The organism is Allobosea eneae (genome assembly GCF_042657265.1).
In the GTDB taxonomy this organism is placed as follows: Bacteria; Pseudomonadota; Alphaproteobacteria; order Rhizobiales; family Beijerinckiaceae; genus Allobosea; species Allobosea eneae.
Genome location: NZ_JBHSLW010000009.1, coordinates 20,461 through 40,995, shown reverse-complemented (window position 1 = coordinate 40,995; position 20,535 = coordinate 20,461). Strand labels below are relative to the sequence as shown.

Annotated in this window: 20 protein-coding genes; 13 read left to right on the top strand and 7 right to left on the bottom strand. The window is 67.0% G+C overall.

The features are described 5' to 3' along the window. The first annotated feature begins 72 nt into the window (after positions 1-72). The 6 genes from ACFPOB_RS06510 (at position 73) to ACFPOB_RS06485 (ending at position 4,788) form a co-directional block, all read left to right on the top strand. The gene (locus tag ACFPOB_RS06510) at positions 73-321 is read left to right on the top strand and encodes a GlsB/YeaQ/YmgE family stress response membrane protein (RefSeq protein WP_092153861.1); all 249 of its coding nucleotides are present in this window, start codon (positions 73-75) and stop codon (positions 319-321) included. A 46-nt stretch (positions 322-367) separates the two neighbouring features. After that, positions 368-703, top strand: coding sequence for a GlsB/YeaQ/YmgE family stress response membrane protein (locus ACFPOB_RS06505; RefSeq protein WP_377796858.1), 336 nt, complete (start codon positions 368-370; stop codon positions 701-703). 71 nt (positions 704-774) lie between these two features. After that, positions 775-1,050: a GlsB/YeaQ/YmgE family stress response membrane protein gene (locus ACFPOB_RS06500; protein ID WP_092153865.1), complete on the top strand. Its 276-nt coding sequence runs from the start codon at positions 775-777 to the stop codon at positions 1,048-1,050. A gap of 96 nt (positions 1,051-1,146) precedes the next feature. Further along, on the top strand, positions 1,147-2,145 hold the full coding sequence (gene lipA, locus ACFPOB_RS06495; protein ID WP_377796856.1) for a lipoyl synthase: 999 nt from the start codon (positions 1,147-1,149) through the stop codon (positions 2,143-2,145). 14 nt (positions 2,146-2,159) lie between these two features. Continuing rightward, positions 2,160-2,630, top strand: coding sequence for a type II toxin-antitoxin system RatA family toxin (locus tag ACFPOB_RS06490; RefSeq protein ID WP_377796855.1), 471 nt, complete (start codon positions 2,160-2,162; stop codon positions 2,628-2,630). 49 nt (positions 2,631-2,679) lie between these two features. Then, complete coding sequence (locus ACFPOB_RS06485; RefSeq protein ID WP_377796853.1) at positions 2,680-4,788, top strand: fused MFS/spermidine synthase; 2,109 nt, start codon at positions 2,680-2,682, stop codon at positions 4,786-4,788. Between the two features lie 10 nt (positions 4,789-4,798). Here ACFPOB_RS06485 and ACFPOB_RS06480 read toward each other — a convergent pair whose 3' ends face one another. The 3 genes from ACFPOB_RS06480 to ACFPOB_RS06470 form a co-directional block, all read right to left on the bottom strand. Next, the gene (locus ACFPOB_RS06480; RefSeq protein ID WP_377796852.1) at positions 4,799-5,296 is read right to left on the bottom strand and encodes a CinA family protein; all 498 of its coding nucleotides are present in this window, start codon (positions 5,294-5,296) and stop codon (positions 4,799-4,801) included. A 4-nt stretch (positions 5,297-5,300) separates the two neighbouring features. After that, positions 5,301-6,494 (bottom strand): bifunctional 2-C-methyl-D-erythritol 4-phosphate cytidylyltransferase/2-C-methyl-D-erythritol 2,4-cyclodiphosphate synthase, encoded by a 1,194-nt coding sequence (locus ACFPOB_RS06475; protein ID WP_377796850.1) that lies wholly within the window; start codon positions 6,492-6,494, stop codon positions 5,301-5,303. Between the two features lie 66 nt (positions 6,495-6,560). Further along, the gene (locus ACFPOB_RS06470) at positions 6,561-6,773 is read right to left on the bottom strand and encodes a hypothetical protein (RefSeq protein ID WP_377797351.1); all 213 of its coding nucleotides are present in this window, start codon (positions 6,771-6,773) and stop codon (positions 6,561-6,563) included. On the opposite strand from ACFPOB_RS06470, the gene dusB reads away from it, so the two are divergent. The 7 genes from dusB to hflX all read left to right on the top strand — a co-directional run bounded on the left by dusB (position 6,673) and on the right by hflX (position 15,950). After that, positions 6,673-7,689 (top strand): tRNA dihydrouridine synthase DusB, encoded by a 1,017-nt coding sequence (gene dusB, locus ACFPOB_RS06465; protein WP_377797338.1) that lies wholly within the window; start codon positions 6,673-6,675, stop codon positions 7,687-7,689. The genes ACFPOB_RS06470 and dusB overlap by 101 nt on opposite strands. Positions 7,690-7,796: 107 nt before the next feature. Next, positions 7,797-8,849, top strand: coding sequence for a two-component system sensor histidine kinase NtrB (locus ACFPOB_RS06460; RefSeq protein WP_377797336.1), 1,053 nt, complete (start codon positions 7,797-7,799; stop codon positions 8,847-8,849). Between the two features lie 26 nt (positions 8,850-8,875). Next, on the top strand, positions 8,876-10,327 hold the full coding sequence (ntrC, locus tag ACFPOB_RS06455; RefSeq protein WP_092153877.1) for a nitrogen regulation protein NR(I): 1,452 nt from the start codon (positions 8,876-8,878) through the stop codon (positions 10,325-10,327). A gap of 145 nt (positions 10,328-10,472) precedes the next feature. Continuing rightward, the gene (locus ACFPOB_RS06450; protein WP_377796849.1) at positions 10,473-12,722 is read left to right on the top strand and encodes a sensor histidine kinase NtrY-like; all 2,250 of its coding nucleotides are present in this window, start codon (positions 10,473-10,475) and stop codon (positions 12,720-12,722) included. Beyond that, positions 12,719-14,086 (top strand): nitrogen assimilation response regulator NtrX, encoded by a 1,368-nt coding sequence (gene ntrX / locus ACFPOB_RS06445; protein WP_377796847.1) that lies wholly within the window; start codon positions 12,719-12,721, stop codon positions 14,084-14,086. Before ACFPOB_RS06450 ends, ntrX begins: the two co-directional genes overlap by 4 nt. A gap of 197 nt (positions 14,087-14,283) precedes the next feature. Beyond that, positions 14,284-14,532, top strand: coding sequence for an RNA chaperone Hfq (gene hfq / locus ACFPOB_RS06440; RefSeq protein WP_057192822.1), 249 nt, complete (start codon positions 14,284-14,286; stop codon positions 14,530-14,532). Positions 14,533-14,612: 80 nt separating this feature from the next. Continuing rightward, positions 14,613-15,950 (top strand): GTPase HflX, encoded by a 1,338-nt coding sequence (gene hflX, locus ACFPOB_RS06435; RefSeq protein WP_377796845.1) that lies wholly within the window; start codon positions 14,613-14,615, stop codon positions 15,948-15,950. Between the two features lie 12 nt (positions 15,951-15,962). Here the strand turns inward: hflX and ACFPOB_RS06430 are convergent, their stop codons facing one another. The 4 genes from ACFPOB_RS06430 to ACFPOB_RS06415 form a co-directional block, all read right to left on the bottom strand. Then, entirely contained in the window at positions 15,963-17,591 is a 1,629-nt protein-coding gene (locus tag ACFPOB_RS06430) for a phytoene desaturase family protein (RefSeq protein WP_377796843.1), read from the bottom strand. A 50-nt stretch (positions 17,592-17,641) separates the two neighbouring features. Then, entirely contained in the window at positions 17,642-17,971 is a 330-nt protein-coding gene (gene hspQ, locus ACFPOB_RS06425; RefSeq protein ID WP_091829030.1) for a heat shock protein HspQ, read from the bottom strand. A gap of 112 nt (positions 17,972-18,083) precedes the next feature. After that, complete coding sequence (locus ACFPOB_RS06420; RefSeq protein WP_377796842.1) at positions 18,084-19,133, bottom strand: HpcH/HpaI aldolase/citrate lyase family protein; 1,050 nt, start codon at positions 19,131-19,133, stop codon at positions 18,084-18,086. 125 nt (positions 19,134-19,258) lie between these two features. Further along, complete coding sequence (locus ACFPOB_RS06415) at positions 19,259-20,371, bottom strand: DUF2865 domain-containing protein (RefSeq protein WP_377796840.1); 1,113 nt, start codon at positions 20,369-20,371, stop codon at positions 19,259-19,261. Positions 20,372-20,535 lie beyond the last annotated feature (164 nt).

Here is a 20,535-nt window from a genome sequence, read left to right as displayed (position 1 = left end):
AAGTGTCGCAGCGTTCACATCCGCTTCACATTGCCTCGGTGATCTTGCCGTCATTGCTTGGGGAAGATCACCATGGACCTTCGTGCCATTCTCGTCGCCATTGCCATCGGCGCCGTCGCCGGCTGGCTCGCCAGCATCGTCATGGGTGGCGGTGGGTTGATCCGCTACATCATCACCGGCCTGATCGGCGCCTTCGTCGGCAGCTTCCTGCTCTCGGCGCTCGGCATCAATCTCGGCATCGGCAATCCACTGATCTCGCAGATCGTCACGGCGACGATCGGCGCGATCGTCGTGGTGTTCCTGGCCAGGTTGATCGCCTGATCTCGCCGCGCTGGAATTCGCGCGCGGTCGAGGCCATATCCGGCCGATGACGCGCGCCCGCAAATCCGCCAAACCGGATCGGATCGTTCCGGACGACAAGATCGAGATCCTGCCGCCCGGCACGAAGCTCGCGCTCGACTGGCGCCGGCTTCTGCCTCCAGTGGCGTTCGGTACCGGCGCGGGCTTCATCGCCAGCCTGGTCGTCGGGGGAGGCGGCTTCCTGCGCCATGCCGTGGTCGGCCTGCTCGGCATGCTGGTCGGGCAGGGCATCGTCCACGTCACCGGCTGGCGCGCCAGCACCGGCTACCGCTTCCTCGATGCGATGGCGATGGCGGTGATCGGCGCGATCCTGGTGGTGCTGCTGGCCCGCTTCATCGCCTGACGGAACCAGCGCGCGGGTGGTGCGTTGCAGACTGCGGCCGGCTGGCCGGACTTGAGGGCAGGGGGATTGCCATGAACGACCAGATCTATGCCGCGCTCGGCACGCCGGGCTATGGCTTCTTCATGACACTGCTGATCGGCGTTCTTGCCGGCTGGATCGCCGAGCGCGTGACTTCGTCCGATCACGGCCTCTTCACCAACATGATTGTCGGCGTTGCCGGCTCTTTCGTCGGCAGCCGCATCGCGGAGCTGCTGGACATTCCGGTCTTCGGCTTCTGGCGCACGCTGACTGCGGCGATCGCCGGCGCCTGCCTGTTGATCGTGGTCTGGCGCGCAGTGCGCAACTGAGTCCCGCGGCGCGCGGGTTGCTCGCGAGGCGCTTCGGCATTAGCTAGACGGGAGTGGCCGCGCCGTGATGCGCGGCGCCAGGTAACGGACCCGTCTATGGCCGTCGTGCTCGACCTCCTCAACCGCGATCCGCGCCCCAATGCCGGCAACCCGAAATCCGAGGTGAAGCCGGAACTGCGCCATCCGGAAAAGCAGAAGCGGCCGGAGAACCCGATCCTGCGCAAGCCGGACTGGATTCGGGTCAAAGCGCCGGGCTCGCCCAAATGGGCCGAAACCCAAAAAATCGTGAAGGCCGAGAAGCTCGTCACGGTCTGCGAGGAGGCGGGCTGCCCCAATATCGGCGAGTGCTGGGAGAAGAAGCACGCCACCTTCATGATCATGGGCGACACCTGCACGCGCGCCTGTGCCTTCTGCAACGTCAAGACCGGCGTGCCCGAAGCGCTCGACCATGACGAGCCGCGCAAGGTCGCCGACGCCGTCGCCAAGCTCGGCCTCGAACATGTCGTGATCACTTCGGTCGACCGCGATGATCTCAGGGACGGCGGCGCCGAGCATTTTGCCCGCGTCATCCGCGCCATCCGCGAGGCCTCGCCCGGCACGACGATCGAGATCCTGACGCCGGACTTCCTGCGCAAGCCCGGCGCGCTCGAGGTCGTCGTCGCGGCCAAGCCCGACGTCTTCAACCACAATCTCGAGACGGTCCCCGGCAAGTATCTGAAGGTGCGTCCCGGCGCCCGCTACTTCCATTCGCTGCGGCTGCTGCAGCAGGTGAAGGAGCTCGACCCGACCATCTTCACCAAGTCCGGCATTATGGTCGGCCTCGGCGAGGAGCGGAACGAGGTGCTGCAGCTGATGGATGACCTGCGCTCGGCCGAGGTCGATTTCATCACCATCGGCCAGTACCTGGCACCATCGCGCAAGCACCATGAGGTCGTGCGCTTCGTCACCCCGGACGAGTTCAAGAGCTTCGAGACCATCGCCTATGTGAAGGGCTTCCTGATGGTCTCCTCGACGCCGCTGACGCGCTCTTCTCACCATGCCGGCGAGGATTTCGCCAAGCTGCGGGCAGCTCGCGCAGCCAAGCTCGGCAGCTGATCGGCTCCGTACTCATGCCGATGTTCAACAACACCCGCCGGGTGAAGCACTCACCCGAAGAGATGTTCGCGCTCGTGGCGGATGTCGAGAAGTACCCGCAGTTCCTGCCGCTCTGCGAGGGGCTGACGGTCCGCCGGCGCACGCCGCGCGAGGGCGGCGGCGAAGTGCTGCTCGCCGACATGACCGTCGGCTACAAGGCGATCCGCGAGACCTTCACCAGCCGCGTCACGCTCGATCCGGCGAACCTCAAGATCGTCGTCGAATATGTCGACGGGCCGTTCCGCTATCTGGAGAACCGCTGGAGCTTCAAGCCGCTCGATACGGGCAGCGAGATCGGCTTCTTCATCTCCTACGAGTTCGCCAGCCGCATGCTCGGCCTCTTGATGGGCGCGATGTTCGACAAAGCCTTCCGCAAGTTCGCCGAAGCCTTCGAGAAGCGCGCCGATGCAATTTACGGGCGAAGCGGCCCGGCGGCGCTCACCTAGTTTTAAGGGGCTTGCACCATTGTTCCCCTCGTTTCGGCGGGGGGAAGACATGGAAGCTCCAGTTGTGCAGGCGGACGTCGATGTCGGCGCGCGCCGAATGAGCGCGATGCTGCCGGTCTATATCGGTACAATCTTTCTCTCAGCGTTCCTGCTCTTCGGCATCCAGCCGATGTTCGCCAAGATGGTGCTGCCGAAGCTCGGCGGCTCACCGGCAGTCTGGTCGACGGCGATGGTCTTCTTCCAGGCGATTCTGCTCGCGGGCTACGCTTATGCGCATTGGCTGGTCAGGCGCTTCAGCGTCCGGCGCGCCGCCCTGATCCACATCGCCTTGATGATCGTGGTCGTGGCGACCTCGCTGCCGATCGGCATCGCCGCGGGCTTTGAGCGCCCGCCGCAACAAGGCGAATTCGCCTGGCTCCTGCTGCTCTTCGCCGCCTCGGTCGGGTTGCCCTTCTTTGCTGTCTCCGCAAACGGCCCGTTGCTGCAGGCCTGGTTCGCCCGGACGGGCCATGCCCATGCCCGCGATCCCTACTTCCTCTATGCTGCCTCCAACATCGGCAGCTTCCTCGCTTTGCTCGCCTATCCGTTCGCGGTCGAACCCGCCCTCAGACTGGCGACACAGGCTTCGGCCTGGGCCTGGGGTTTCGGTCTGCTGCTCGCCGGCATCACGGCTTGCGCCGGATTGTGCGTCGGGTCGGCGGCGGGCACGCGCGATACCGCCCCGCTCATGGCCGAGCCGATCCCTGCCGGCCGCAAGTTGCATTGGCTCTTCCTTGCCTTCGTGCCGTCTGGCCTGCTGGTCGCCGTAACGGCGCATATTTCGACCGACGTTGCGGCCGGCCCGCTGCTTTGGGTCGCCCCGCTCGCACTCTTCCTGCTGACCTTCGTCATAGTCTTCCAGCGTAAGCCGCTGCTGCGCCATGGCTGGATGCTGAACGCGCAGCTGCTGCTCGTCCTCTGCTACATGGCCTCGATGGTGTTCAACCTGCGCCTGGGCTGGGGCAGCGAACTCGTCCTCCATCTCTCCATTCTGTCCGTCACGGCGATGGTCGCGCATGGCGAGCTGGCGCGGCTGCGGCCGTCAGCGGCGCAGCTGACGAGCTTCTACCTCTGGATGTCGTTCGGCGGTGTGCTGGGCGGCGTGTTCGCCGCCTTGCTGGCGCCATTACTGTTCAATTCCGTGGCCGAGTATCCGCTTCTGGTCGTGGCAGGCATGCTCTGCCGCCCGGGTTTCACCTCCGTCCGGCCGTCGCGGCGGCAAGGTGCCGCGCTCGCTTGCCTGGCCGTTGTCGCAATGACGGCGCTCATCGCCCGTGAAACCACCCGGACGGACATGGTTCGCTCCTTCTTCGGCGTGCACCGGATCACCGAGATGCAGGCGGGCCGCTTCCGCGTACTCAGTCACGGCAGCACGATCCATGGTGCGCAACGCCTGCGTCAGGATGACGGTACGCCGGTGTCCGGGCGCCCGGAGCCGTTGACCTATTACTTCACCGGCGGCGGCATTGCCGACGGCATCGACTCCGTTCGCCAGGCGAGGGGAGGCACCCTTGGCGCCGTCGCCGCGATCGGCGTCGGGACGGGTTCGCTCGCCTGCCAGGCCCGCACCGGCGAGGATTGGCGCTTCTACGAGATCGATCCGGCCGTGATCGGAATCGCGACCGATCCGGCCCGCTTCAGCTTCTTCAGCGCCTGTGCACCCAAGCCGACCTTCGTCATCGGCGATGCGCGGCTGACGCTCGGCGACGCGAGCAACGGCTCGCTCGACCTGATCGTCGTCGATGCGTTCTCGTCCGACGCGATCCCGGTCCATCTGCTCACCAGCGAGGCCCTGGCGCTCTATATGCGCAAGCTCAAGCCGGATGGAGCCGTGCTCCTGCACATCTCCAACCGGAACATGGAGCTTCAATCCGTGGTCAGGGCGACGGCGGCAGGGCAGGGGCTGACGACCTGGATCAACAGCCCGGTTCGGACCGAAGCCGATCTGCAAGCCCTGAAAACCGCTCCGAGCGTCGCAGTGGTCACGCGGCCGGGCGTCGATCCGGGTCCGGTCGTGAAGGGGTGGAAGCAGCAGGTCGGACCGGGGACGACCCGTCCCTGGAGCGACGACTATGCCGACATCGTCGGCGCGATCTGGCGGCAGCTTTCGCCGAAATAGGCACCGCAGCCTATTCGATCGTCAGCGCGGCCTCGCGCAGCAGGTCGAGCGCCTCCAGCACGCTGAGGCGCCTGATCTCGTCGCGTCCCGTCGCGCCGAAACGCTTCTCGCGGTGCAATGTCCGTGCGCCGTTGGCGCAGGCGAAATGCACCAGCCCGACCGGTTTCGCCTCGCTACCGCCGTCCGGGCCGGCGATGCCGGTGATCGAGACGGCGAGCCGTGACGACAGCCGCTCGCGGCCGCCTTCCGCCATGACGCGCGCGACCGGCTCGCTGACTGCGCCATGAGCAAGGATCAGCTCGGCCGGAACACCGGCCAGCGCCGTCTTCGCCTCGTTGGAATAGGTGATGAGGCCGCCCAGCACCATGCTCGACGAGCCGGAGACAGCCGTCAGCGCACCGGCGACGAGCCCGCCGGTGCAGGATTCGACCGTCGCGACGGTGATGCCGCGCTCTCGGGAGATGTTCAGCAATTCGGCGGCAAGCGAACGGATGTCGAGATCGAACATGGTCTCACTCCGGCTCGGGCAGGCGGATCGTGGCAGTGGCGAGCGCGGCGAGGCCTTCGCCGCGCCCGGTGAAGCCTAGGCGCTCCGAGGTCGTCGCCTTGGCGCCGACCTGGTCGAGCCGCAGTCCCGCGATCTCGGCGATGCGGGCGCGGATGGCATCGCGATGCGGGCCGACCTTCGGTCCCTCGCAGACGACGGTCAGGTCGAGATGATCGATCCGCCCGCCGCGCTGCCGGACACGGTTTGCGGCGAAGGCGAGGAAGCGATCAGAGGAGGCGCCGCGCCATTGCGGATCGCTGGGCGGGAAATGGCTGCCGATGTCGCCATCGGCCAAGGCGCCCAGCACGGCATCGGTGAGCGCATGCAGGGCGACGTCGCCGTCGGAATGGGCGGTGACGCCGCGGCTGTGCGGAATCCGGACGCCGCCGAGCCAGACATGGTCGCCCTCGCTGAAGGCGTGGACGTCATAGCCCGTGCCGGTCCGGGTCGCGAGCGGGCGGGCGAGGCGCTGCTCGGCCTGCTCGAAATCGCCAGGATAGGTCAGCTTCAGGTTCATCGGATCTCCGGCGAAGGTGGCGACGCGGTGGCCAGCCCATTCCATGATGGCGGAATCGTCGGTGAACCCGCCGGCTGCGTCGGCATGAGCCCTTCTATGCGCGGCGAGCAGCGGCTGGAAGGCGAAGGCCTGGGGCGTCTGCACGAAGACGAGCTGTTCGCGCGGCAGGGTCTCCTCGATCAGGCCGGCGGCATCGACACGCTTGACCGTGTCGGTGACGGCGAGCGCCGGGATGGTGGCGGAATGCTCGGCGCTGGCTACCAAGGCGCGTTCGATCAAGGCTGGCGAGACGAAGGGGCGGGCTGCGTCGTGCACGAGCACGCTGCCGTCGAAGCCGGTTGCGGCGAGCGCTTCCAGTCCTGCGCGAACCGAATCCTGCCGGGTCTCGCCGCCGTCAATCGGTGCGGTCAGCCGGGCGCGCGCCGCTTCCGGAAGCCGACCGATCGCGTCGTCATAACGGGCGCGGTCGCCGGCGCCGACTACCACCAGCACGGTGCCGATCCGATTGTCGGCAAGGAAAGGCGCGAGCGTGCGGCACAGGACAGGCACGCCGCCGAGCCGCCGGTATTGCTTGGGAGCCTCGGCTCCGGCGCGCAGGCCGCGTCCGGCGGCAACGATCAGTGCGGCGATCGCCGGCGTCATCAAGTATCGGGGCTCCGCTATGTCCGGGGCTCGCTGATAGGACGGCTCGGCCCTGTCGCCAAGCCGTCATTGCCACGCGACGATCGGCGTCGGACGCACACGCTGATACTGCAATGCAATATGTCGTGAAATTGTCTTGCGCATTGCAGCATTTGTCCAATAAATCAGCAGAATGGAAATTGCCTCAAATTCGGGCGAGCGCAAAACGGCAATTGGCGGGCTGCTACCGGTTTCGCCCGCCTTCCTGGCTCCGATGTCGGGCGTGACCGATCTGGCCATGCGCCGGATCGCCGCGCGCTTCGGTGCCGGGCTCGTCGTCTCGGAAATGGTCGCTTCGGACGAACTCGTCCGCGGCAGCGAGGAGGCTCGTCTGCGGGCCGAGGGAGAGGGCGTCACGCCACATGTCGTTCAGCTCGCCGGCTGCGAGGCGCGTTGGCTCGCCGAGGCTGCACGGCTCGCCGAAGCGTCGGGCGCCGATATCGTCGACATCAATATGGGCTGCCCGGCCAAACGCGTGGTCGGCGGCTGGGCCGGCTCGGCGCTGATGCGCGATCTCGATCACGCCGTCGGCTTGGTCGAAGCGGTGGTCGCGGCGGTCAAGGTCCCGGTCACCGTCAAAATGCGGCTCGGCTGGGACGATGCCAGCCGCAATGCACCCGAATTGGCGCGCCGGGCCGTCTGCGCCGGCGCGGCCGCGATCACTGTGCATGGTCGCACGCGTCAGCAATTCTACAAGGGCCAGGCCGATTGGGCGGCGATCCGCCCGGTGCGCGCCGCGGGGGCGTTCCCGCTGGTCGCCAACGGCGACATCGCGACGCTCGCGCAGGCGCAGGCCTGCCTGGAGCAATCGGGCGCCGACTACGTCATGGTCGGGCGTGCTGCGACAGGGCGCCCCTGGCTGCCGGGTTCAATCGGGGCCGCGCTTGCCGGCCGCAAGCCGGCGCCGATATCGCTCGCCACCAAGCATGACATCGCCTGCGAGCACTATGAAGGGCTCCTGTCCCTGATGGGGCGCGAGACCGGCGTGCGCCATGCCCGCAAGCATCTCGCCGCCTATGCCGACGAGGCGCTCGCCAGTGGGCTGGAACCGAACGAGACGGCACGGCGCGAGCTCCTGACCACCAACGAGCCGACGCGCGCCATCACTGCGCTCGCGCGGCTGTTCTCGACCGACCGTGTCGACGCGGCCGCCTGACCACGAAAGTCCCGCATATGACGATGGCGATGTTCAACGACGGTGTGGAGGAGCGGCACGATCCCTTGTCCGACCTGCTCGAGATCCAGGCGCTGAACGTCCTGCCCATGCCCGTCCTGGTGATCGGGGAGGGGCACGGCATCCTCTACGCCAACACCGCCGCCGAGGACTTCTTCCAGGCCAGCGCGATCGTCCTGAAGCGCCAGCGCCTCGACGATCTCGTCGCCTTCGGCTCGCCGGTCCTGACGCTGGTCGAAGAGGTGCAGCGGCGCGGCGCCAGCGTCAGCGAGTACCGGCTGGAGCTCGCTTCGCCCCGGCTCGGCCTCGACCGGGTGGTCGACGTCTTTGCCTCACTATTGCCCAGTCAGCCTGATGCCGTGGTGCTTTTGCTGCAAGAACGGACAATTGCCGAAAAAATGGACAGGCAATTGACGCATCGCGGGGCGGCGCGCTCGATCACCGCGCTCGGCGCAATGCTGGCGCACGAGATCAAGAACCCGCTCTCCGGCATCCGCGGCGCGGCACAGTTGCTGGAATCCTCGGTCGAGGACGATGACCGCCTGCTGACGCAGCTGATCTGTGATGAGGCCGACCGGATCGTGAAGCTGGTCGAGCGCGTCGAGCTGTTCGGCGACGAGCGCCCGAGCGAGCGCGGGCCGGTCAACGTCCATGACGTGCTCGACCATGTGAAGCGGCTGGCCCATTCGGGCTTCGCCCGCCATATCCGCTTCAGCGAGGTCTACGATCCCTCGCTGCCGCCGGTCGCTGGCAATCGCGACCAGCTCGTCCAGGTCCTGCTCAACCTGGTCAAGAATGCAGCCGAGGCGATCGGCAACGACGCCATCGACGGCGAGATCACACTGACCACTGCTTACCGCCCCGGCATTCGCATGCAGACGCCCGGCTCCGGCACGAGGCTCGCTCTGCCGCTCGAGATCGGCGTGCGCGACAACGGTCCGGGCGTGCCTCCGGACCTGCACCAGCACCTGTTCGATCCCTTCGTCACCACCAAGGCGCAGGGAAGTGGCCTTGGACTTGCACTCGTCGCCAAGGTGATCGGCGATCACGGTGGAATCGTCGAATGCGAGTCCGCGCCGCGACGCACGACATTCCGCATTCGATTGCCCCTGCACGAGGCGAAGCCGTCTCAGGCCGGATGAAAGACGAGTAGGACACGGAAAAGCGCATGCCGACGGGTAACATCCTCATTGCCGACGACGACGCCGCGATCCGCACCGTCCTCAACCAGGCGCTCGCCCGCGCCGGCTACGAAGTCCGCACCACCGGCCAGGCCGCGACGCTGTGGACCTGGGCGGCGCAAGGGCTCGGCGATCTCATCATCACCGACGTCGTGATGCCGGACGGCAACGCATTCGACCTGCTGCCGCGCATCAAGCGGGTCCGGCCCGAGCTGCCCATTATCGTGATGAGCGCGCAGAACACCTTCATGACCGCGATCAAGGCTTCCGAGCGCGGCGCCTACGAATACTTGCCCAAGCCCTTCGACCTGAAGGAGCTCGTCGCCATCGTCGGACGGGCCCTGTCGCGGCCGCGTGGCGACGCCCCGCGCAATCACGCCGCCGAGCCGGAGGACATCCCGCTGGTCGGCCGTTCGCCGGCCATGCAGGACGTCTATCGCGCTCTGGCGCGGCTGATGCCGATCGACCTGACCGTGATGATCAACGGCGAGTCCGGCACCGGCAAGGAACTGGTCGCCCGCGCGCTGCACGACTACGGCAAGCGCCGCAACGGGCCATTCGTCGCGATCAACATGGCGGCGATCCCGAAGGACCTGATCGAGTCGGAGTTGTTCGGACACGAGAAGGGTGCCTTCACCGGTGCGCTGACACGGTCCTCCGGGCGTTTCGAGCAGGCGGAGGGCGGCACGCTCTTCCTCGACGAGATCGGCGACATGCCGATGGAGGCGCAGACACGGCTTTTGCGCGTGCTCCAGCAGGGCGAATACACCACGGTCGGCGGCCGCACACCGATCAAGACCAATGTCCGCATCGTCGCCGCCACCAACAAGGACCTGCGCATCTCGATCGCGCACGGACTGTTCCGCGAGGATCTGTTCTTCCGCCTCAACGTCGTGCCGATCCGCCTGCCCCCGCTGCGCGAGCGGGTCGAGGACATTCCGGATCTCGTCCGTCATTTTTTCGCGCTGGTCGAGAAGGAAGGGCTGCCGCGCAAGCAGATCGATTCGGAGGCGATGGATGTGCTGCGGCGCTATCGCTGGCCCGGCAACGTCCGCGAGCTGGAGAATCTGGTGCGGCGTCTGGCCGCGCTCTATCCGCAGGAGACGATCACCGCGCCGATCGTCGAGGCCGAGCTGCAACCGGCGAGCGGTGTTCCCGTGCAGGCCGGCAGCGGCTCCACGCCGGAGCGGGCTGAAACGCTCTCGGGCTCGGTCGAGCGCCATCTCGGCCAGTATTTCGGCGGGTTTGGCGACCAGATCCCGCCGCCGGGGCTGTATCACCGCATCCTGCGCGAGATCGAGCCGCCGCTGATTGCAGCCGCCCTGGCGGCAACGCGCGGCAACCAGATCCGGGCCGCCGAACTGCTGGGACTGAATCGCAACACCTTGCGCAAGAAGATCCGCGAACTCGACATGCAGGTGGTCCGTTCGCCCAGGTGATGACAAGGGACTGTGGCTGCCTTGCATCTGTCATATTTTGACAACACCGTTGCGGCGGCGCATCAGTGCGTCGCGTGACGCCAAGAAGGCGTCACAGCAGCGGAGCTTCGACATCGCTTTGACGGCCTCGACCGGTGACATGCGCATGGCGCCCCGGACTGACGACCCGCCCCGCCGGGTCTCGGGCTGGCTCGGCGCGCTCGTCGTCGGTTTCGCGCTGGTCTCGGCGCTCACGACCTTCCTCGTGCTCTCGGGCGCGACGCCGGTCGCACCGGTCCACGAGGTCGTGGTCGGCGTCTTCGTCATCAACGGCCTGCTGATCCTGCTGCTGCTGATCATCGTCGCCTTCGAGGCGGCAGTCTTGATTCGCGCCAGGCGCAGAGGCGTGGCCGCGGCCGGCCTGCATGTGCGGATCGTCGGCCTGTTCAGCATCGTCGCGGCGCTGCCGGCCGTCCTCGTCGCGATCATCGCCACGGCGACGTTGGAGCGCGGCCTCGAGCCCTGGTTCTCGGATCGCATGCGCGACGTGATCTTCAAATCCGTCGAGGTCGCCGATGCCTACACCACCGGGCAATGCCGCTCGCTCGGGCGGGAAATCCGATTGCTCTCGGACGATCTCGGGCGGGCAAAGACAGCTTACGACGCCGATCGGCGCTGGTTCGAGAATTTCCTGACGGCGCGCGCCACGGCGCTCGGCTTGCCGGTCGTATGGATCATGAAGCCACCGGATGAAATTCTCGTCCGGGCCAATATCGACGTGCTGCGCGATCCGCACAAACCGAATCCCGAAGCCTTCGACGATGCCCAGAGCTCGCCGGAGCCGATCTGTGTTCTGCCGTCGACCGGCCGGGTCTTCGGCGCGCTGATAAAGCTGCCGACCTATGACGGCGCCTTTCTCTACGTCGCTCGCGAGGTCGATCCGCTCGCCGTCGAGTTTCCCGCCGTCGCGCGCGGCGCTGCCGTCGAATATCTCGGCATCGATGCGCGGCGCAAAGGCGTGCAGATCGCCTTCGCCTCGATGTACGCGCTGATCTCGGTGATCCTGCTGCTCTCGGCGATCTGGCTCGGCCTCAACTTCGCTAACGGCCTCGTCGCCCCGATCCGGCGGATGATCCACGCGACCGATCAGGTCTCCAGCGGCAACTTCTACGTCCAGGTCCCGATCCGGCGGGCGGAGGGCGACCTCGCCCATCTCGGCGAGACCTTCAACAAGATGACCGCCGAGCTTCGCCGCCAGCGCGACGGTCTGGTCACCGCGAGCGAGGTGATCGACCGGCGTCGGCGCTTCACCGAGACGGTGCTCTCCGGGGTCTCCTCCGGCGTGCTTGGCATCGACGAGGACGGACACGTCACGATCAGCAATCGTTCGGCCGAGACTCTGCTCGGTGCCGGCGGGCGCCTACTCGGCGAACCGGTCGCGCGGGTCGTGCCGGAGATCGCAGGCTTCGTCGCGGAAGCGCTCACTAACCGCCAGCGGCTGAGTTCCACCCAGGTTGCGATCACGCGCGGCGGTCGCGACCGCATGGTCAACATCCGGGCGACGCGTGAAGGCGAGGGCGCAGGTGCCGGGCTGGTGGTGACGCTCGACGACATCTCCGATCTCGTTTCGGCGCAGCGCACTGCTGCCTGGGCCGATGTCGCTCGCCGTATCGCCCATGAGATCAAGAACCCGCTGACGCCGATCCAGCTCTCGGCCGAGCGCATCCGGCGCAAGTTCGGCCGCGTTATCGTTGACGACAGGGAGATCTTCGACCAGTGCACCGCCACCATCGTGCGGCAGGTCGAGGATATCCGGCGGATGGTCGACGAATTCTCGTCCTTCGCGCGCATGCCGAAGCCCTCGCCGGCGCGGGACGACATCGTCGAGACGGCACGGCAGGTCACCTTCCTGATGCGAGTCGGCAACCCCGAGATCGACATCTCCGACAACCTGCCTGAAACGCCGGTCATGGCGCATTTCGACCGGCGCTTGATCTCGCAGGCCCTGACCAATGTCATCAAGAACGCGACCGAGGCGATCCAGGCGGTGCCGGCCGAGGAGCGCGGCAAGGGCCGCATCGAGATCGGTTTCGAGCGGACGCGGGACGGCCGGATCGTCATCGACATCCTCGACAACGGCAAGGGGCTGCCGGCCGACCAGCGCCAGAAGCTGCTCGAGCCCTATATGACCACGCGCGACGGCGGGACCGGACTTGGCCTCGCCATCGTCGGCAAGATCCTCGAGGACCATGGTGGCGGCATCGAGCTTCTCGACCGTCCCGACGGCACGCGCGGCGCGCAGATCAGGCTCTGGTTCATCGAGACCGGCCCGCCGCCGGCCGGCGAAGATCGATCAGAAACAGGCAAGAGCACGGCGGTTTCCGCCCCACGAGAAGTGAACGGGACGAAGGCATGAGTGCTGACATTCTCGTCGTCGACGACGAGGTTGATATCCGCGAGCTGGTGGCCGGGCTCCTGGAGGACGAAGGCTATCGGACGCGCAAGGCGGGCTCCGCCGACGAGGCGCTGGCCGCGATCGCGGCACGGCGGCCCAATCTCGTCTTCCTCGACATCTGGCTGCAAGGCAGCCGGCTCGACGGGTTGCAGGTGCTGGAACTGATCAAGGAGAGCCATCCCGACCTGGCGGTGGTGATGATCTCCGGCCACGGCAACATCGAGACCGCCGTCTCGGCGATCAAGAGCGGCGCCTATGACTTCATCGAGAAGCCGTTCAAGGCCGACCGGCTCGTGCTCGTCGCCGAGCGGGCGCTGGAAGCCTCGCGGCTGCGGCGCGAGGTGCGCGAGCTCAAGACCCGCTCGGTTCAGGCCAGCCGGATCGTCGGCCGCTCGACCGCCGTCAACCAGCTCCGCCAGACGCTGGAGCGCGTCGCGCCGACCAATGCCCGCGTGCTGATCACCGGCGAGCCGGGCTGCGGCAAGGAATTGACCGCGCGCACCCTCCACGATGCTTCGACCCGCTCGGCCGGTCCCTTCGTCGTGATCAATGCGGCGACGATCACGCCCGAGACAATGGAAGAGGAGCTGTTCGGCGTCGAGGGCGGCGATGGGCGTTCGCGCCGTGTCGGCGCGCTCGAGGAAGCCCATGGCGGCTCGCTCTACATCGACGAGATCGGCGACATGCCGCGCGAGACCCAGAACCGCATTCTGCGCGTGCTCGTCGACCAGAATTTCCAGCGCGTCGGCGGCGCCACCCGCGTCCATGTCGATGTCCGGATCATCTCCTCCAGCAGCCGCGACCTCGCCAAGTTGATCGCCGACGGCCAACTGCGCGAAGATCTCTATCACCGGCTCGGTGTCGTGCCGATCCGCGTACCGGCCCTGTCAGAACGCCGTGAGGACGTGCCCGAGCTGATCGAGTTCTTCATGGATCAAATCTCGGTCGCGACCGGCCTGCCCAAGCGCCGGATCGGCGGTGACGCCATGGCGATCCTGCAATCGCATGAATGGCCGGGCAATGTCCGCGAGCTGCGCAACAATGTCGAGCGGCTGATGATCCTGACCAAGGGCGATCCAACGGCAGAGATCACGGTCGAGATGCTGCCGGCCGAGGTCGGCGCCATGGTCCCGACGACGCCGTCCGGCTCGGGCGGCGAGAAGTTGATGAGCCTGCCGTTGCGCGACGCCCGCGAGATCTTCGAACGCGAATATCTGATGGCGCAGATCGCACGCTTCTCCGGCAACATTTCCCGAACTGCGGAGTTCATCGGCATGGAGCGTTCAGCCCTGCACCGTAAGCTGAAATCGCTAGGGGTGGGCTGAGAACCGGGGGCCGTGTTGCGCTGCACGCAAGGCGACCGATCGAAATTCGCGCCTCGCAACCCTTGCGCGCGCTTGCTGGGTCGCGATCTAATGGAACATCGGTGTTCCGATGGCCCGGCGATTGGCGTCGAAGCCGAACGGAACGATCTGGATCGCAGGTGCAAGCCGAGCTGCGATCCCAACAACAGGGGTTACCCATGGCCGCCGAGCGGGCTCAAAATCTCCAGGACACCTTTCTCAACCACGTCCGCAAGCAGAAGATTCCCCTCACCATCTTTCTCGTGAACGGCGTCAAACTGCAGGGCGTCGTCACCTGGTTCGATAATTTCTGCGTCCTGCTGCGCCGCGACGGGCATTCCCAGCTCGTCTACAAGCATGCGATCTCGACAATCATGCCCGGCCATCCGGTGCAGCTGTTCGAGCCCGAGGACACGGACAAGGCCTGACCGTGGGCGCCAAGGCCGGCGGGTCGACGACTGGAAGCGGAAGCGCAATCGGGATCTCGATCGATGCGGCCGAGCATGCCTTGGCCGCCGACACTCGCGCCTTTGTGATCGGTCCCTATCTGGCGCGCCATGCCACGAGCCGGGCGGCCGCAGGCGATGAGAACCAGCGTAGCCACGCGGCGCGGCTTGACGAGGCGTTCGGCCTCGCCGGAGCCATCGACCTCCAGATCGTCGAGGCGATTCCCGTGGTGCTGACCGCGCTGCGGCCCGCGACCTATCTCGGCAAGGGCAAGGTCGAGGAGCTCGCCGAGCGCGTCAAGATCGAGGAAATCGGCCTCGTCGTGATGGACTGCGCCCTGTCGCCGGTGCAGCAGCGCAATCTCGAAAAGGCCTTCGGCTGCAAGGTCATCGACCGCACCGGCCTGATCCTCGAGATCTTCGGCCGGCGCGCCCGCACGCGCGAAGGCGCGCTGCAGGTCGAGCTCGCCCATCTCAACTACCAGAAGAGCCGGCTCGTCCGCTCCTGGACCCACCTGGAACGCCAGCGCGGCGGTTTCGGCTTCCTCGGCGGCCCGGGCGAGACCCAGATCGAGGCCGACCGGCGCATCATCCAGGAGCGGATGACCAAGATCGAGCGCGAGCTCGACAGCGTGAAGCGCACGCGCTCGCTGCATCGCGCCAGCCGCAAACGCGTGCCTTATCCTGTGGTTGCGCTGGTCGGTTACACCAATGCCGGCAAGTCGACGCTGTTCAACCGGCTGACGTCGGCGGAGGTGCTGGCGCAGGACATGCTTTTCGCCACGCTCGACCCGACGGCGCGGGCGCTGAAGCTGCCGCATGGCGCCAGGATCATGCTCTCCGACACGGTCGGCTTCATCTCCGACCTGCCGACGCAGCTCGTCGCGGCTTTCCGTGCCACGCTGGAAGATGCGATCGAGGCCGATGTGCTGCTGCATGTCCGCGACGTCTCGCATGAGGACACACAGGCCCAGGCCGCCGACGTCCAGAGCATCCTGCGCGATCTGGGCATCGACCCGGAGGACGGCGAGCGCGTCATCGAGGTCTGGAACAAGGCCGATCTGCTCTCGGGCGACGAGCGCGAACGGCAGGCGGCTCTGACCGAGCTCAAGCCGGGTGCCTCCCGGCCGGTGCTGGTCTCGGCGCTGACCGGCGAGGGCATGGAACGGTTGACCGATGCGATCGAGCGGCGCATCGCACGTACGCGGCCGGTCTACCGCCTCACTCTGGAACCGGGCGACGGCAAGTCGCTGGCATGGCTGCATGCCAATGGCGAGATCCTCGAGCGCGAGGATGCCGAGGACGGCGCGCTCAGCCTGCTGGTGCGGCTGCCGCCCGAGCGGGAAGGGGCCTTCGGCGCCCGCTTCCCGCAGGCGGAACGCGTCAGCAGCAATTCTTGAGCCTGGGGTCGGTCACGCTCGCTGTGGCCGCAGTCTGAAGCGCCGAGGTTGCAGATCGACGACCACCGAGCGGGCGGCATTGTGGCCCGGCGCACCGGTGACGCCGCCGCCGGGATGCGCGCCAGAGCCGCAGAGATAGAGGCCCGGCACCGACATGCGATAATCGGCATGGCCGAGCACCGGGCGGGCGCTGAAGAGCTGGTCGAGCGTCAGCCGGCCATGGAAGATGTCCCCGCCAACCAGCCCGAAACGCTCCTCCAGATCGCTCGGCGCCAGCGCCAGCCGGCCAACTACCGAAGCGCGAAAGCCCGGGGCGTAACGATCTACGGTCTCGATCATCAGATCGGCGACCGTATCGCGATGCTGATCCCAGCTCTCGCCGTCTGGCAGCTGTGGGGCGACATGCTGGCAGAACAGGCTCGCGACATGCCGGCCAGGTGGAGCGAGGCTGTCGTCGAGGGTCGACGGGATCAGCATCTCGACGATCGGCTCGCGCGACCAGCCCGACAGCCTTGCCTGCGCATGGGCGCGGTCCATATAGGCGAGCGACGGCGCGATGATGATGCCGGCGGTGAGATGGTCGCCCGGCTCAGGCAGGCAGGCGAAGCGCGGCAACTCCGACAGCGCCAGATTCATCCGGAAGGTGCCGGAGCCCGAAGCATAGCGGCGGATGCGCTCGCCGAAATCGGCTGGGATGATCGCCGGATCGACGAAGCGCTCGAACAGCAGGCGCGGATGCAGGTTCGACACCACGGCGCGGGCCCGCACCACGTCGCCGCGCTCGGTCACGGCGCCGATAGCGCGGCCCTTCTCGGTCAGGACCTGCGCGACTGGCGTCTCTAGCCTGATCTCGACGCCCTGTTCCGCGCAGGCCCGCGCCATGGCTTGCGTGATCGCGCCCATTCCGCCGAGCGCATGGCCCCAGGCGCCGCGCTTGCCGTTGACCTCGCCGAAGACGTGATGGAGCAGCACATAGGCCGACCCCGGCGTGTAGGGGCTGGCGTAATTGCCGACGACGCTGTCGAAGCCGAACAGTGCCTTGACCGGATCGCTCTCGAACCAGCCGTCGAGCCAGTCGCCGGCCGATTTGGTGAAGAGGTCGAGGAGATCGCGCCGGCCGGACTGGTCGAGGCCGGCGATGCGCCGCCCGAGCGCAGCCGCGTCCAGCATCTGCGGCAGCGCCGCCAGCCAGCCGCCATCCCCGAGATTGGGCGGCGGCTGCAGCACGAGCTCGCGCAGGATCGCAGCGATCCGTTCCAGCCGCGCGCCATAGGTCGATAGCCGCTCCGCGTCGCGGGCGGAGAATTTCGCCACCTCCGCTTCCGTGCGCCCCTCGCCGGCAGCGAGATAGCGCCCATCCGGCAGCGGCAGGAAGTTCGCCAGGCGCCGCTCGACGATGCGCAGCCCGTGCCGTGCCAGCTCCATCTCCGCGATGATGCGCGGATTGAGCAGGCTGACCGTGTAGCTCGCCGTGGAATTGCGGAAGCCGGGATGGAATTCTTCGGTGACCGCCGCGCCGCCGACCACGGCGCGCCGCTCCAGCACGATGACCTTCAGCCCGGCTTTGGCCAGATAGAAGGCGCAGACGAGCCCGTTATGGCCGCCACCGAGAATGACGATGTCGGCATGGCTGGTGCTCACGAAACTGGCCTTTCGTCAGCACGCAGCATGTCGACTGGCAGGCTGGCGGATCAGTTCAGCTCAGCCTTGTCGAGCCGGTACTTGCCCTTGCGGTCGCGCCGGAAATATTCGCGTGCCTGCGGATGGCGGATCGGCTGGCCGGACTCGTCGATCACGAGATTTTGTTCCGAGACATAGGCGACATACTCGGTCTCCTCGTTCTCGGCGAAGAGGTGATAGAAGGGCTGGTCCTTGGACGGCCGCAGATGCTCCGGGATCGCCAGCCACCACTCATCCGAGTTCGAGAAGACCGGATCGACGTCGAAGATCACGCCCCGAAACGGGTAGACGCGATGGCGAACCACGTCGCCGATGCGGAATTTCGCCGTGCGTGATTCCATGATCCTCGTTCAGCCCAAACCCGGCCCGTCACGGCCGGTATCGCCGCACCCAAGCGCTTGACGTAGGATTACGTCGCAAATGCGTCAATATCCACGGATGTCGCGGGGAGGCTCAGAATCCGTAGCGGGCCGCGAGCGCCGGATCGCGCGCTGCAACCTGCCGCGCCAGATCGACGATGACCTTGGCCTGCTTCCAGGTCGCGTCGTCCTGCATCTTGCCGTCGATCATCACCGCGCCCGAACCGTCGGGCATCGCCTCCAGGATGCGCCCGGCGAAGGCGACCTCGTCCGGATCGGGGCTGAAGACGCGTTTGGCGATCTCGATCTGCGAGGGATGCAGCGTCCAGGCGCCGGCGCAGCCGAGCAGGAAGGCGTTGCGGAACTGCGCCTCGCAGGCAGCACCGTCTGAGAAATCGCCGAACGGTCCGTAGAAGGGCTTCAGGCCTGCCGAGGCGCAGGCATCGACCATCTTGGCGAGGGTGTAGTGCCAGAGATCCTGCTGCGCGATCGCGCGCGGGCCGCCATCGGGCGAAGGGTCGGCGATGACCTTGTATTCGGGATGGCCGCCGCCGACGCGCGTGGTCTTCATGGCGCGGGAGGCGGCAAGGTCTGCTGGGCCCAGGCTCATGCCGTGCATGCGGGGCGAGGCGGTGGCGATCGCATCGACGTTCTTCACGCCCTCGGCGGTCTCGAGGATGGCGTGGATCAGCACCGGCTTGGGCAGGGCATGGCGCGCCTCGTACTGCGCCAGCAGCTGGTCGACATAGTGGATGTCCCAGGGCCCCTCGACCTTCGGCACCATGACGACGTCGAGCTTGCCGCCGATCTCGGCCATGATCGCGGCGATGTCGTCGAGGAACCAGGGCGAGTTCAGCGCATTGACCCGGGTCCACAGGCCGGTGGCGCCGAAATCGGTCGCCTTCGCCAGCTCGATGAAGCCGTCGCGGGCGGCCTGTTTGGCCTCGACCGGAATGGCGTCCTCGAGATTGCCGAGCACGATGTCGACCTGGCCGGCGAGCTCGGGAACCTTGGCGCGGACCTTCTCGAGGTGCGGCGGCACGAAATGGATCATCCGCTCCAGCCGCAGCGGCAGCTCGCGATAGGGCTCGGGCGCGCCGATCGCCAGCGGGCGGAAGAACTGGCGCGGCGTCTTGGTGGTCATGCTCGGCTCCATGCTGCAATGCAGCGAATGTGCCGGAAGGGCAGGCCGCCGTCCATCGGTCTTTCGACGGGATATGGGTGAATTATCCTAGGATAAAAAGCCTGAGATAATTATCCTGTCAGCGTTTAATTCCGCGCGAACGGCGTCTGCAGCACGACGCGTGGCGGATTGGCGAGCGGATCGCGCGGATTGAGCAGGCCTCGCAGGCCGAGCGCATCAGCATCGCTGGCATAGTTGTCGTCGTGCAGGCTGGCCTCACGCACCCGCATCTGCCGGCGCAGGGCACGGACCTGCGCTTCCATATGCGAGATGCCGACCGTCTCGTCGATCTTGCGGCGGTCGCTGGCGGTCAGCTCGGGCGAACCGCGGAAATCGCGAAAATCCGCGGCCGTGTAAGGCCATTTGCCGCCGGTGAAGGTCCGCACCCGCCCGTCGAGCACGATGCTGTCGCCCGGGCGCAAGGTGAAGTCGCGCAGCAGCGAGACGCGGCGATCCTTCGCGGTCGCGATGGCAGGCCGGCAGGCCGGATCGGCGCCGCGCTCATAGGCATAGGCCATCGGCAGCTGGCGATAGGTCTTGCCGTCGCTCGCCACGGCGTCGTCGATCGTCGCGGCGCCGGCCGCGACCTTGAAGATCTTGACCGGCACGCCAGGATTGGCGGCCTGGCAGAGCGCCTCATGCGCCCTGAGATCGGACTGGCTACGCAAATGGCCGATCGGCGCCTGGAAGCCGTCGCACAGCCGCACGCAAATGGTCCGCGTCACATCGGCTGCGCCGGAGACGGTGTCGTAGCGGATCGCCGGCAGCTTCCGCTTCTGCTGCGCCTGCTTGCGCGCGGCCTGGACCGGCTTGAACGGATTGAGCTCGACCGGTGGCGGTGCGAGACGCCCGTCCGGGCGCGCCTGCTGGAAGAACGGTAGGGACCAGGTCTGGCGCGACGGCGCATAGGCCGAAACGGGAACGGAGGCGAACGCGGCCCTTGTCGGCATGCGCTCTGCGCGGCGGGCTGCCTCCTCGCGATGGAAGGCGCGGATGCCGGCATCGTCCTCGGCCTGGACGAGCGAAACGGTCAGGATCGTGCCGCCGGCGCCGAGCGCGAGCCCGAGGCCGGCCATGGCGACGAGGCGCAGGCCGCTGCTGCGGCCGCGCGAAACGGAAGTCACTTCTGTCGAGGAGCTGGAACCGGTCGGCGGGACAGGATCGGAACGCAGGCAGTCGACATTACGGACACGAAACACCGCGATCTCTCCATCGCTCGCTGGTTCATTGTCCGCCGCTGGATTGGCTTAGTTTACTTTTCGTTAAGACTCAACCGGTGCCACATTTCCGCCCCCGTAAAGAGGGCTTCATCGTTAACGCCAGAAGGCCGGAGCCGAGGCACCGTCCGGGATGGCCAAGAAGC

Excerpts from the sequence above, each read along its gene's own strand:
- ACFPOB_RS06420 (WP_377796842.1), bottom strand. The coding sequence starts at position 19,133 with ATGACCACCAAGACGCCGCGCCAGTTCTTCCGCCCGCTGGCGATCGGC.
- ntrC (WP_092153877.1), top strand. The coding sequence starts at position 8,876 with ATGCCGACGGGTAACATCCTCATTGCCGACGACGACGCCGCGATCCGC.
- ACFPOB_RS06505 (WP_377796858.1), top strand. The coding sequence starts at position 368 with ATGACGCGCGCCCGCAAATCCGCCAAACCGGATCGGATCGTTCCGGAC.
- ACFPOB_RS06480 (WP_377796852.1), bottom strand. The coding sequence starts at position 5,296 with ATGTTCGATCTCGACATCCGTTCGCTTGCCGCCGAATTGCTGAACATC.
- ACFPOB_RS06475 (WP_377796850.1), bottom strand. The coding sequence starts at position 6,494 with ATGACGCCGGCGATCGCCGCACTGATCGTTGCCGCCGGACGCGGCCTG.
- ACFPOB_RS06450 (WP_377796849.1), top strand. The coding sequence starts at position 10,473 with ATGGCGCCCCGGACTGACGACCCGCCCCGCCGGGTCTCGGGCTGGCTC.
- ntrX (WP_377796847.1), top strand. The coding sequence starts at position 12,719 with ATGAGTGCTGACATTCTCGTCGTCGACGACGAGGTTGATATCCGCGAG.
- ACFPOB_RS06510 (WP_092153861.1), top strand. The coding sequence starts at position 73 with ATGGACCTTCGTGCCATTCTCGTCGCCATTGCCATCGGCGCCGTCGCC.
- ACFPOB_RS06500 (WP_092153865.1), top strand. The coding sequence starts at position 775 with ATGAACGACCAGATCTATGCCGCGCTCGGCACGCCGGGCTATGGCTTC.
- ACFPOB_RS06485 (WP_377796853.1), top strand. The coding sequence starts at position 2,680 with ATGGAAGCTCCAGTTGTGCAGGCGGACGTCGATGTCGGCGCGCGCCGA.
- lipA (WP_377796856.1), top strand. The coding sequence starts at position 1,147 with ATGGCCGTCGTGCTCGACCTCCTCAACCGCGATCCGCGCCCCAATGCC.
- hspQ (WP_091829030.1), bottom strand. The coding sequence starts at position 17,971 with ATGGAATCACGCACGGCGAAATTCCGCATCGGCGACGTGGTTCGCCAT.
- ACFPOB_RS06470 (WP_377797351.1), bottom strand. The coding sequence starts at position 6,773 with ATGGCCAGATCGGTCACGCCCGACATCGGAGCCAGGAAGGCGGGCGAA.
- ACFPOB_RS06460 (WP_377797336.1), top strand. The coding sequence starts at position 7,797 with ATGCCCGTCCTGGTGATCGGGGAGGGGCACGGCATCCTCTACGCCAAC.
- hfq (WP_057192822.1), top strand. The coding sequence starts at position 14,284 with ATGGCCGCCGAGCGGGCTCAAAATCTCCAGGACACCTTTCTCAACCAC.
- ACFPOB_RS06490 (WP_377796855.1), top strand. The coding sequence starts at position 2,160 with ATGCCGATGTTCAACAACACCCGCCGGGTGAAGCACTCACCCGAAGAG.